This is a genomic window from Pseudomonas sp. EL_65y_Pfl1_R83, from assembly GCF_963970695.1.
Lineage (GTDB): Bacteria > Pseudomonadota > Gammaproteobacteria > Pseudomonadales > Pseudomonadaceae > Aquipseudomonas > Aquipseudomonas tritici.
In genome coordinates this window covers 1-626 of the sequence record NZ_CAXAQI010000121.1, presented here as the reverse complement: position 1 = coordinate 626, position 626 = coordinate 1, and the positions used below count along the sequence as shown (strand labels likewise).

Genomic DNA, 626 nt, shown 5'->3' with positions numbered 1-626 from the left:
AGCACACCCTTCACACGGGTGGGGTCGCAGGTTCAATCCCTGCCGCGCCCACCATTCGCGCTTGGCGCTCCCTCGGAGCCAGCCGCGTTCTGGCCTCAGCGCCAGGGCAGTTCCCGGAACCATTTGGTGATGACATATTTGGTGCCCGCGCGGACTTTCATCCCGTGGTGCAACGTGGCGGGATTGAGCCGCCCGTCGGGTAGGCGATTGTTCCACGCCAGCAGCTTCCCGGTTTCGGGCTGGATGATCTTGTCGATCGCCTTGAAGCGGGTCGCACCGCCAGCTTCGGGCTGGTTGAGGTAGATCATCACCGTCCACGTACGGTTGCCCGCAATGCCGCAATACCGCTGATAGTCGATCCCGTTGGGTTCGAAATAATCGGTGTGAGCTTTAAACTCCTGTCCCACCGCATAGCGTTGCCCCTGGATCGGCTCGCCATGTGCCGGATCGAGTCCGGTAAAGGCGGCGATCCGCGCATTGAGATCGATCACCAGCGGATCGAACGGATCGAGATCGCCCGTCTCGCTGGTCCGAAAGGTCGGGTCGCCGTTGAAATCGGACAGGGTCGATGGCCGTCGCGTCGCATCGACTCGCGCGCATAAGGCCGTGGACGTTTCGGGATCGAG

At 62.3% G+C, this 626-nt stretch carries 1 protein-coding gene; it reads right to left on the bottom strand.

What is annotated here, in order from left to right:
- Positions 1 to 95: 95 nt before the first annotated feature.
- Positions 96 to 626 (bottom strand): prolyl hydroxylase family protein (locus tag AACY08_RS27960; protein ID WP_339472339.1); only part of this gene is annotated, 531 nt, incomplete at its 5' end.